At 65.9% G+C, this 10,919-nt stretch carries 9 protein-coding genes and 3 pseudogenes; 9 read left to right on the top strand and 3 right to left on the bottom strand.

Annotation, left to right across the window (positions count from 1 at the left end; translation table 11 throughout):
• The 3 pseudogenes from WBA11_RS01885 to WBA11_RS01875 form a co-directional block, all read right to left on the bottom strand.
• Positions 1-408: pseudogene (locus tag WBA11_RS01885) on the bottom strand (hypothetical protein); the annotation flags it as partial.
• 81 nt (positions 409-489) lie between these two features.
• Positions 490-669, bottom strand: a pseudogene (locus tag WBA11_RS01880) (zinc-ribbon domain-containing protein); the annotation flags it as partial.
• Positions 669-1,016: pseudogene (locus WBA11_RS01875) on the bottom strand (HU family DNA-binding protein); the annotation flags it as partial. The pseudogenes WBA11_RS01875 and WBA11_RS01880, both read right to left, overlap by 1 nt.
• Before the next feature lie 77 nt (positions 1,017-1,093).
• Between WBA11_RS01875 and WBA11_RS01870 the strand changes: the two are divergent.
• The 9 genes from WBA11_RS01870 to WBA11_RS01830 all read left to right on the top strand — a co-directional run.
• Positions 1,094-1,855 (top strand): glycogen/starch synthase, encoded by a 762-nt coding sequence (locus WBA11_RS01870; protein ID WP_424519033.1) that lies wholly within the window; start codon positions 1,094-1,096, stop codon positions 1,853-1,855.
• Between the two features lie 148 nt (positions 1,856-2,003).
• Positions 2,004-3,215 (top strand): hypothetical protein, encoded by a 1,212-nt coding sequence (locus tag WBA11_RS01865; protein WP_424519032.1) that lies wholly within the window; start codon positions 2,004-2,006, stop codon positions 3,213-3,215.
• Between the two features lie 46 nt (positions 3,216-3,261).
• The gene (locus tag WBA11_RS01860; RefSeq protein ID WP_424519031.1) at positions 3,262-4,557 is read left to right on the top strand and encodes a hypothetical protein; all 1,296 of its coding nucleotides are present in this window, start codon (positions 3,262-3,264) and stop codon (positions 4,555-4,557) included.
• A gap of 17 nt (positions 4,558-4,574) precedes the next feature.
• Positions 4,575-5,987 (top strand): tetratricopeptide repeat protein, encoded by a 1,413-nt coding sequence (locus tag WBA11_RS01855; protein WP_424519030.1) that lies wholly within the window; start codon positions 4,575-4,577, stop codon positions 5,985-5,987.
• A gap of 332 nt (positions 5,988-6,319) precedes the next feature.
• A complete protein-coding gene (locus WBA11_RS01850; protein WP_424519029.1) occupies positions 6,320-6,769 on the top strand; it encodes a hypothetical protein in 450 nt (149 codons plus the stop codon).
• A 57-nt stretch (positions 6,770-6,826) separates the two neighbouring features.
• Complete coding sequence (eno, locus tag WBA11_RS01845; protein WP_424519028.1) at positions 6,827-8,110, top strand: phosphopyruvate hydratase; 1,284 nt, start codon at positions 6,827-6,829, stop codon at positions 8,108-8,110.
• Positions 8,111-8,222: 112 nt separating this feature from the next.
• Positions 8,223-8,513, top strand: coding sequence for an FtsB family cell division protein (locus WBA11_RS01840; RefSeq protein ID WP_424519027.1), 291 nt, complete (start codon positions 8,223-8,225; stop codon positions 8,511-8,513).
• On the top strand, positions 8,510-9,499 hold the full coding sequence (locus WBA11_RS01835; protein WP_424519026.1) for an ROK family protein: 990 nt from the start codon (positions 8,510-8,512) through the stop codon (positions 9,497-9,499). Before WBA11_RS01840 ends, WBA11_RS01835 begins: the two co-directional genes overlap by 4 nt.
• A 68-nt stretch (positions 9,500-9,567) precedes the next feature.
• Positions 9,568-10,919 (top strand): putative LPS assembly protein LptD (locus tag WBA11_RS01830; protein WP_424519025.1); only part of this gene is annotated, 1,352 nt, incomplete at its 3' end.

The raw sequence follows: 10,919 nt of genomic DNA, 5'->3' as shown, positions 1-10,919 counted from the left end.
GGCCTGCAGCTCTTGGACCGGTCGCATGGGATCCGACGGGTCGAACGTCGCGGCCTCGGCGAGCGCCACCCGGACACGTGACGACTCCTCGAGGTCGAGGCTCCGCTCGAAGTCGGTGATCGCGCGGCGTGCCCACCGGACACTCGAGGTCGGGTCCGTCTGGGCCGTCTGGAACGAGGCGGTCAGGTAGTACCGGCCGGACTCGTACCAGCCCTCGGGCGTGTCGAGCGCCGCGAATCGGTCGGCCGCCGCTTGGAGCGTGTCCGGGAGCGGAGGCGCGCCGTCGGGAATGGTGGCGGCTTGCCCGACCTCGGGCGTCGAGGGCGTCTCTGCGGGAGGGTCTCCGGCGAACACCGTCATCGCATACAGCCCCAGAACGACCGCGAGCCCAACGCCGGCGACGATCAACCCCTGGCGGCCTGCCGCGGACGATGGACGCTCGCGTTCAACCGGGATCAAGGGCGGGGTCGCGGCATGGACAACTGACCGTCCACACTGGCTGCAGAACTTGGCACCCTCCGGTAGCGCGTTGCCGCACTCCGAACAGAAACCGCCGGTTGCCGTCGGCTCCGACCCTTCGGCTACCACTCCTACTGGAGTGCCGCACAGATCGCATGCTTCGGCTCCGGCCGGGACCGAGGCCCCGCAAGACTGACAAGAGGTCGCCATTACTCCGATGGTCCAACGATCCGTGATGCCCCCTCGTCCTCGACGCGACGGCGGAACTCCTGGGCTGGCTTGAACACCGGCGCCATCCGGCGGGGGACGCGCACGGGTTGGTCCGTCCGGGGATTCCGTGCCGTTCGCGGAGCCCGTTCGACAGACTTGAACGTGCCAAACCCTCTGAGTTCGACGCGGTCTCCCTCGGAGACGGCATCGAGGACGGTGTGCATAAAGCCGTCGACGACCGCCTCGGTTTCGAGCTTTGTGAGGCCCGTCGCCTCGGCAATATGGTCTACGATCTGGGCTTTGGTCACGGGTCGCTTGCCGAAGGGGGACCCATGATACGCGCCCGGCTCTCTTCCCTGTGGCGTATGCGCCCCGTCTGGCGTTAGTTTTCACGCGCCGATCGTGGTCACTCTCCCCCCCCTTGATGCGCGTCTTGTTTGTGGCCGGTGAGGTCGCTCCGTTTTCAGAAACCACCGAGACGGCTCGGCTCGTCCGCGCTCTGCCGGAGGCTCTCCAGGAGTCGTTCGGTGTTGAGCCTCGAATCTTGATGCCCCGCTACGGCATCGTCTCGGAGCGGAGGAACCGCCTCCACGAGGTGATCCGCTTGTCTGGAGCCGACATCGAGGCCGGGGACGAGAGCGACACGCTCAAGGTCAAGGTCGCGTCCATCCCCGGGATTCGGCTCCAGGTCTACTTTATGGACTCGGTCCACTTTTTCAAGAGGAAGGGTCTCTACCGAGACCGGAAGACGGAGGCCCTCTTCGAGGACAACCCCGCGCGTGCGCTCTACTTCGCCCGTGCCGCCTTGTCGACGGTCGAGAAGCTCGGTTGGGGTCCCGACGTGATCCACGCAGCCGGCTGGATCAGTGCTCTCGTCCCCCATGTGGTGGCGTCGGAGTACGCCGGCAACGACCTGTTCACCGACGTCAAGACGGTCTACACGCCTGACGGCGAGGGCGGGTACACGCACCAGCTCACGGCCGACGAAGCCGCCACGCTCGGTTTGCCTGCAGGGTGGGCTGATCGGTCCCTCCGGGACATCGGGCTCGCGACCGCGGACGCGGTCTCGTTCGCGACCGGCGACGTCTCTGGCGACGACGAGCCCGATGGCCTCGTGCTGTCCGATGACGCGGAGCAGTCCGCTGAGCAGGCCATGGACCTGTACAAGTCACTGGGCGCGTCCTAGCCCGCTCAGGCTCGTCTTTGCAGGATCCGCCCGGTCGTGCGTCCACAGCTGTGGCTAGGCTGAGTTGTACCAATTGAGCGCCCCTCACGCGAAACAGGGAAGGGCGCCGTTGGGAGGACTCAGCCCCGCTCGACTCGATCGCTTGCCCGTGAGACTTTTCGCCGTTGCCGCCGTCGCGGCCCTCGCCCTGTCTGCCTGCCAAGAGCCCGCTGGAGTCGGCCTTGGTCTCATCGACGAGGAGCAGTCGGATCCGAGAGTTCGAGTCATCCCGCTCGCGGGACTCGACACTTTGCAGACGCCTACGATCGCGCAAGGCTTCGCGGACCCGAGCCCGCAGTCTGGAATCTCCCAGTCCCGCGTGCTCGCCGGATCGGTCGTCGACCTCGAGTTCGGGGACGCTACCGCGGTCGCCTACATCGACTTCTTCCGGGAGCCCGGCTCCACGGACGGCCTCGTTGGTACCGACATCCTCGAGGCCTGGGTCGAGCTGGACCCGAGCTACGTCTACGGAGACACCACCACAGCGCTCCCGCTCGAGCTCCGGCCCATTCAGGGGACGTGGGACGTCGACTCGGAGTATCCGCCGGACACGTTGTTTACGGTCGGCGCCGCCCTGAGCACGACCGAGGTCACGGCCAGCGATTCCCTGCGGCGGTTCGACGTTCCCCAGGCGTTTCTCCGCGCCAACGCCGACCTCCTCCTTGGAGACGCTTTCAGCGATGGGTTTGAAGGGTTTGCACTCCAGGTGCCCGAGGACTACCTGCCGGCCCCGGGTGCCGTCATCGGGTTCAGCACGTTCGAGTCCGCAGGCGCGGGGCTCCGTTTGGCGACGGCAGAGGACACGCTGGTGTTCGCGCTTTCCGAGGTCTTTACCTCGATCGACGCCCGGCCGCCACCTTTCGCCCCCACGACTCACATTCCGGTTCGCAGCGCCTCGAGGGCGTCGCTCAGGTTCACCGTCGACTTTTCAAGCGTAGGAGTCACGCCGCTCGCCAACGCCCGTCTCTTCCTGCCTGTCGAGCAATCCTTGTTCGAGGTCGGATCGTTCGTTCGCCCGGCGCCCTCGTCGGCCTTCTTGTTCGGGGTCCGCGTCAACGATGACGGGGACGAGGTCCGAGACCCACCTCTCGGAGAGATCATCTTGACCGACGAATTCGTCGGCGTGATTGCAGACCCTCGGCAGTTTACTCAGACGGTCCAGCGGATCATCCTCGAGGCCGGGGACCAGGACTACGACTTCTACGAGGTTCTCCCAGATGCGAGCCCGGTCTCGCTCGACGTCCTGCCAGTACGGCTCCCTGTCGAGGGTGACCCTCGCCCTCCCCGCGTGACGCTGACGCTGGTTGGCGAATCCCTGTAGCGACGTTTCTGCGGTTCGCGTGTCTTTCTCTTTGATAGGAATCGTTATGCGTCATCTCATCATCCTGCTCGCGTTTGTTTCTGCCAGCGTGTTTGCGCAAGGCCAGAACAACTACGGCTCGATCTACTCGCTCTACGGGCTCGGAGAACGAATCGAGTTCGGATCCTCGCAGGCATCGATGCTCGGTCACGCCGGTGCAGGGTTGCGGTCGTCGAGCTACGTGAACCTGTCCAACCCAGCGTTGTGGGCGGACCAGACGGTCACGACGTTCTCGGCGGGAGCCAGTCTGGCGACGGTCCGGGGCGCGGACGCCATCTCAGCAGACGAGAGCATCGGCACCTCGGGCGACGTCTCTGTTGTTCACCTCGGGATCCCCATCATCCCCGGCCGCCTCGGCGCGGTCGTCGCGTACCGGCCGTACTCGCGCGTCAACTACCGAGCAGCGATCCAGGACTCGCTCTCGATCGAGGGCACGATGACGCCCTTCACCCTCAACCAGGAGGGCGCCGGAGGCCTCCAGCAACTCACGGCCGGACTCGGCGGGCGGATCGGCCCCGTTCAGTTGGGCGTCAGCGCCGACGCGCTTCTTGGGACGGAAGAGCAGCTGCAGCGGACGAATTTCAACGATCCGTCCTTTCTCGAAACCCGCCAATCGCAAGTCACCAAGTTGCGGGGCGTCACGGCCACGTTCGGCGGAGCGGCCACGGCTACGGCCATCGCAACCGAGGACGACGCGCTCACATTCGGTGCGTCGGTCATGCTCCCGATTACGCTCGATGGAACGCGGACGGTGACGCTGGGCGAGAGCCTCGACCGCGACACGCTCCGCGCGCCCGACGGGTCGCTATCGCTCGACGGTGACCTCGACGTTCCGGTTTCCGTACGAGCCGGACTCTCCTACCGGTCGGGACTCCGCTGGATGGCGACCGTCGACGGCCTTTACGAGCCGTGGTCCTCCTTCGAGAGCACGTTCCCCGTCGGCGGGTTCGACGCGGCAAACGGCCTCGACGTGCTGTCCGACCGGTTTCGCATTGGCGGCGGCATCGAGATCGTACCTGCGGGACGCGAGCGGCGAGCCAGTGCCCTCCAGCGGTCGTCCTACCGACTCGGGGGGTACGCCGAGCGTGGGCTGTACGCCCCCGACGAAAGCGACATTATGACGCTCGCCCTCACGGGAGGGATCTCGCTCCCGAGCCGAATCACCGGTGCGCGCTTCGATCTCGGCCTCGAGGCTGGGACCCGAGGTTCGACCACTGGCGTATTGGTTCGCGACTCGTTCCTCAAGGGGACACTCACCATCAACTTCGGAGAGCGTTGGTTTATCCAGCGCCGGTTCAACTAGATCACACCCGGCCTTCTATGCGCCCGTCACGTCTCGCCCTGTTCGTCCTCGCTTTCGGTGCGCTCGCCGCGTGCTCTGCACCATCCACCGGCGTAGGCTCCGGCGGCTCCAATGGGATGGATGAGCCGTTCGTCCCCGATGACCCAACGGCCTACGGCCCTGGCGACTACTGTTCGGACACCTACGTCTTGCTCCAGCCGACCATCCGGTCCAACTTCAGCCTAGGCAGCGAGTACTACCGCAACGGCGACTACTGCGCGGCCTACCCGTACATCAAGAACATCTTGGAGACGGAGCCGCTGTTCACGGGCGAGGACCCTGACGACCGCAACTACCTCCGCATGGCCTCGATTTACGAGGCGTTTGCAGCGGAGGTGGACTCGACCAACTTGGACGAGCGCGTCGCGTACCTCGATTCGGCGCTCACGACGCGGCGCATGGGCGTCGAGGCCCTCGAGGCCAACGGCATCGAGTACGACGTCTTCCTTCGCGATCTGCGCGAGGGCTTCTTCTACTTCCAGAACGCCGCCTTCTACGACGACGCCGAGGAGCGGAAATTCCAGGCCTTCAACCGCGCCCTCGAGGCTCAACCGGACAGCCTCGAGGACTGGTACATCACGCAGCTTTTCACCGGCTCCGCTGATGTATACGGCGACGAGATTCCGAACCCCGACCGCGGCGCGTTCATCCGACGTTTGGCTGAAGCCGCTGACGACCCCGCTCTCAAAGCCAACTACGTCGCGTTCGCGGACTACGTCGAGACCGAGCCGTCCGTTCAGGACCAGGTCGCAGGCTCAGACGAGGCGGTCCAGGCTCTCCTCAACGACCTCGAGGCCGGGACCCTGACGGGCACCCGGGTCTTCACGCTTCTCGCGACGGCGCAACAGCAGCCCGAGCGCCTCGAGGCCCTAGGTGCGGATCCAGGCGCTATCATTTCCGCCCTGGTGGTGTTGCCCGAGATCGAGAGCCAGGTTGACAACCCACGCACGCTCTACGCGCTCTCCGTTCGCGCTCGACGCAGCGGCGACACCGCACGCGCGAACGACCTGTTTAGCCGTGCCATCGCGAACGCCGAGTCCAACGCGCAGCGCGCCGACTTCTACTACTCGGCCGGTCAGTACGACCGTGCGCTCCAGGTCTTCCCGTCACACGGCCCGAGTTTGTATCGCCGCGCCGGCCTAATCGGTCAGTCCGTCGGGCGCCCGTCGGGCCTTCGAGGCCGGTTCGCGTACTGGTGCTTGGCCGACATCTACCGCAACGTTGCGGCACAGACGTCGGGCAACATCGCCGCCCAGGCTCGCCGAGCTGCCGCTCAATACGAGCGCGCCGGCCCGACGCGGGAGCAGTACTTCCTCGAGGGCTTCCAGCCTGGACAGTCGGTCTCGTCCAGCCTGGGTGCCTACGGATCCTGCACGACGCGCGTCCGCTAGCGATCAGGAGAATGTGTTTCGACCGGCCGCCTCCGCACCGCTGGAGGTGGCCGGTTGTCGTTTGTGCACTGACCCTCTTGGGGGTTATGCCTGTCGTCGCTCAACCTGCCACGCCAGCGCTTGATGTCGACGCGATTCTATCGGATCTAGTACGGGAGGTCGAAGACGGCCAAGCCTCATGCGATGAGACCTACGTCTTGTGGCTGACTCTTACGAGGCACCCTGAATTAGTAGCCGACCTCGAGGCCGATTCAGTACGACTGCTCGAGCGCACAGAAGAGACAGAGTGCATTCGCTGCCTGTCAACACCAAGACCTCGTGCAGGCAGGCACATGCCGGGTTCAAGGTGTCAGAATCGAGCGGATCATGACGGCTCACGCGCTGATCTCAGAGAGCTCCGCTTTATCCGTGGACTGGTACTGGCCGGATCGGCGCAACGACGAGCAGACTTTTACTACTCGGCCGGAGACTATCACCGGGCACTTCAAGAGTCGCCAACGCACGGGCCGAGCCTGTACCGCCGCGCCGGACTTTTCGGGCAGCGCATCGGTCGTCCCACCAGCATCCCGAGCAGAGCCGCATTCTGGTGCGCGGCTGACGTGTACCGACGGATCAGCGGGGACACCTTTGGATCCATAGCGGCACAGTCTCGAAGGGCAGCCGCCCAATACGAGCGCGCGGCACCGACGCTCAGTGATGCCGTTGAGGTCGGATGGGAATCGGGAGAGCGGATCACGGTCGTCCTCGAGGACGGCGGGACGTGCTACACGACCGTTCGTTAGTCGGACCGATTCCGCCTGAAACCGGTAGCTTAAGGACACCCTCTCCCCCGCCCGACCATGTCCGTCATCGCCTCCGTCCGCGCCCGCCAGATTCTCGACAGCCGGGGGAATCCCACCGTCGAGGTCGACGTCATCACGGACGACGGAGCCGTGGGACGTGCCGCCGTTCCGTCGGGCGCCTCGACCGGCGAGTACGAGGCCGTCGAGCTCCGCGACGGGGACGACTCGGTCTACATGGGCAAGGGCGTCCTCAAGGCCGTCGAGAACGTCAACGAGACCATCGCCCCCGAGGTCATCGGCCTCGATGTCCTGGACCAGCCCGCCCTCGACGCGTTGCTGATCGACCTCGATGGGACGGACAACAAGGCGAAGCTGGGTGCGAACGCGTTGCTCGGAGTCTCGCTCGCGGCGGCGCGCGCCGGAGCCGTCGTCGCGGGACTGCCGCTGTACGCCTACCTCGGTGGATCGAACGCGCGGCGCTTGCCCGTCCCGATGATGAACATCATCAACGGCGGGCGCCACGCTGACAACTCCGTCGACTTTCAGGAGTTTATGGTCATGCCCGTCGGGGCCGAGAGCTTCTCGGAGGGCCTGCGGATGGGCGTCGAGACGTTCCATCACTTGAAAGCCGTCCTCAAGGGCAAGGGTTACTCGACGGCCGTCGGCGACGAGGGCGGGTTCGCGCCGAACCTGAAGAGCAACGAGGAAGCCATCGAGGTCATCCTCGAGGCGATCGACCGCGCCGGGTACGAGGCCGGAGAGGACTTGTACATCGCCCTCGACCCGGCGGCGTCGGAGATGGTCGAGGACGGCGAGTACGTGTTCTACAAGTCGGACCCCGACCGCAAGCTCTCGTCCGACGAGATGGTGGATTATTGGGCCGGCTGGATCGACGAGTACCCGATCATCTCCATCGAGGACGCGATGGACGAGAACGACTGGGACGGCTGGGCCGCGCTCACGGAGCGGTGTGGCGACACCGTCCAGATCGTCGGCGACGACCTGTTCGTGACCAACACCGAACGCCTGCAACGCGGGATCGACGAGGACGCGGCGAACGCGATCCTGATCAAGGTCAACCAGATCGGGACGCTGACCGAGGCCGTCGAGGCCGTCGAGCTCGCGCACCACTACGCGTTCGCGTCCGTCATGAGCCACCGCTCGGGTGAGACCGAGGACACGACCATCGCCGACCTGGCCGTCGCGTGTGGCTGTGGCCAGATCAAGACGGGCTCGGCCTCGAGGTCGGACCGCCTGGCGAAGTACAACCAGCTCCTTCGGATCGAGGAGATGCTGGGCGACTCGGCGATCTACCCGGGCATGGAGGCCTTCCGGTTTTAGGCTCCGGAACGTCACGCCTCGAGGCCGCAGAGGTGCCGGCCTCGAGGTCGGCGCCTCGCACGATGCACCGTCTCGCGGGATCGGCTAGATTCGTCCGTCCACCCTCGACACCATGACGAAGCGCATTCGCCGCAGAGCCCTCACCGTGGGCATCGTCGGGCTGGCCCTATGGGTTGCGTTTTTCGACAGCCACAGCATCTTCCGTCGCGTGAGCTACGCGAGGGATCTGGACCGGCTGACGGTCGAGAACGCGGAGTTGGAGGCCCGTAACGAGTCCCTCGCTGCCCAGGTAGACCGCGGCCTCGATGCCGAGACGCTCGAGCGCGTCGCGCGCGAGGAGTACGGGATGAGGCGTCCTGGAGAAAAGGTCTACCGGATCGAGTCGAGCGGCGCGGGCGAGTGAGCGCAGAGTCACCGGAGTACGCGGTCGGGGTCGATCTCGGCGGCACCAATCTGAAGGTCGCCCTCGTCGAGCGACGGACGGGGATCGTGCGGCAGACGAGCTTTGAGACGGACGCCGACGAGGGGCCAGAGCACGTCCTCGACCGGATCGCCGACGGCGTCGACCGTGTCGTGCACGACGAGAGCATCGAGGGCGTCGGGATCGGAGCGCCGGGGATCGTGTCGATGGACCGGACGACCGTTTCTCACCCGCCCAACATTCCGGGCTGGAAGACGGTCTACCTCCCGGACCAGCTCGGCAAACGTCTTCGGAACTCGGGGCTCCCGCTCGAAGCCCCGATCGTGGCGGAGAACGATGCGAACGTCGCAGGGTTGGGCTCGGCGTTCTACGGAGCGGGCCGCCCGTTCGACTCGTTCGTCATGGTGACGTTGGGCACGGGCGTCGGGGGCGCGATCATCGTCGGCAAGCGCCTGTTCCGAGGCACGACGGGGGGCGCGGGCGAACTGGGACACGTCTCGATCGACTACGAAGGGCCGTACAGCCGCGCGGGCGTCGCCGGAGCCATCGAGGCCTATCTCGGACAGAAACACTTGTCACACCACGCGCGACACCAACTGCTCTCGCGGGACACGACCCTCCACCAAACGGCCGGTAGGGATCTAACCGACGTCACGCCGCGCCGCCTCCACGCGTCCGCGGTCGCCGGTGACGTCGCTGCGCAGGAGCTCCTCGCGTGGGCCGGTCACAAACTGGGCGTCCTCCTCGGCTCCGTGGTCAACCTGCTCGACATCCGCAAGTTCGTGGTCGGCGGCGGGGTCTCGAATGCGGGCGACTACATCTTGGAGCCCGCCCGCGAGGCCCTTAAGCGGTCCGTGATGTCCTCGATGTCGGAGGGCGTCGAGATCGTGCGCGAAGAGCAGGGCAACGACGTCGCGCTCTTGGGAGCCGCCCGGCTCGTCTTCGAGACCCTCGAGGACGACTCCTAGTTGCTGGGGCCAACGGTTTGACACGACGACGACAGGCACGATCCGGTCTGGGAGAGCGTTGCCGAGGCATGGGCCGCTCTCTTCGCTTGTGTTTGCTGCTGGTCGCATGGACCGGGAGCGTCCACGCCCAGGTCCCGGCCGACTCCTCGTCCTCGAGGGCGACAGGTTCCCTGCCGGTTCCGCGCGCAGCGCCCGCCGAGGGCGGTCTCGAGCAGCCCATCCAGTACGTAGCGCGCGACTCGATCCAGGTCGTCCTCGGGCGACGGGACAGCCTCGAGGGCGACGTGGTGTCTCTCTTCGGAGAGGTCCAGGCGCTGTACGAGGGCGCCACGGTCACGGCGGGCCGCGTCGACTACGAGTCGACGGCCGAGATCTTGAGGGCCTCCCCTCAATCGTCCGACTCCGGCAGCGTGGGCGTGCCGTCGTTCTCGGGCGAGGAAGGACAGTTTTCAGGCCGAAGCGTGGTCTACAACCTCCGGACCCAACGCGGCCGAGTGACAGGCGCTCGGACCCAGATCGAGGACGGCTTCCTGCTGGGCGGCATCCTGAAGCAGCAGAACGAGCGCGTCGTGTTCGCTCAGAACGCGGCGTACACAACTTGCGAGCTCGATCATCCGCACTACGCCCTCGAGGCCGGACGCATCAAAGTGGTCGATGGCGAGCGGGTGTACACGGGCCCCGTGCGCCTCAAACTGCTCGGGATCCCTCTTCCTCTCGTCTTGCCGTTCGGGTACTTCCCAGCTGCAGAGGGACGGCGAAGTGGGCCACTCGCCGTCGGATATGGGCAGGAGTCAGGGTTCGGGCTGCACCTAGAAAACCTGGGCTGGTACTTCGCGATCAGCGACTTCCTCGATGCGCAGGTCGCAGGCAAAGTCGGGACCGAAGGCTCGTTCCAGCTCAACACGCTGCTCCGGTACAACCGCCGGTACGCCTACAGCGGCAACGTCGCCCTCAGCTACGCCAGGCTCCGCTCAGGAGAAGCGACCGACCCGACGTTCGGGGTGCGGACGCCGGTCGGGCTGAGGTGGTCGCACAATCAGACGTTCCCGGCGGGCCAACGGTTGACCGCGAGCGTCAACCTTCAGTCAGCGAGCCAACGACTCGTCGCCAACGATGTCGAGGAGCAGATCGCGTCATCAACGTCGTCATCGGTGACGTTCGCGCAGCAGTGGCCGACGGCCGGGCGGTCGCTCAACGTCTCGGCGCAGGTCTTTCAGGACTTCGCCAACAACCGAACCTCAGCCACGCTTCCCCAGGTCGCGTTCAGCCAACGGCGCCTGTTCCCCTTCCGTCGAGGACGAAGCGACAAGTGGTACGAGACGATCTCCCTCGAGTACTCGGCCAACGCCCAGAACGCGTTCGAGTACGCGCCCCTCGAGGACGAGACGGGCATCTCCGCCCTCGATGCGCTGTTCAGCCC

Origin of the sequence: Rubrivirga sp., assembly GCF_049648075.1 — a bacterium.
GTDB lineage: Bacteria > Bacteroidota > Rhodothermia > Rhodothermales > Rubricoccaceae > Rubrivirga.
This window is presented reverse-complemented; position numbering and strand designations above follow the sequence as displayed.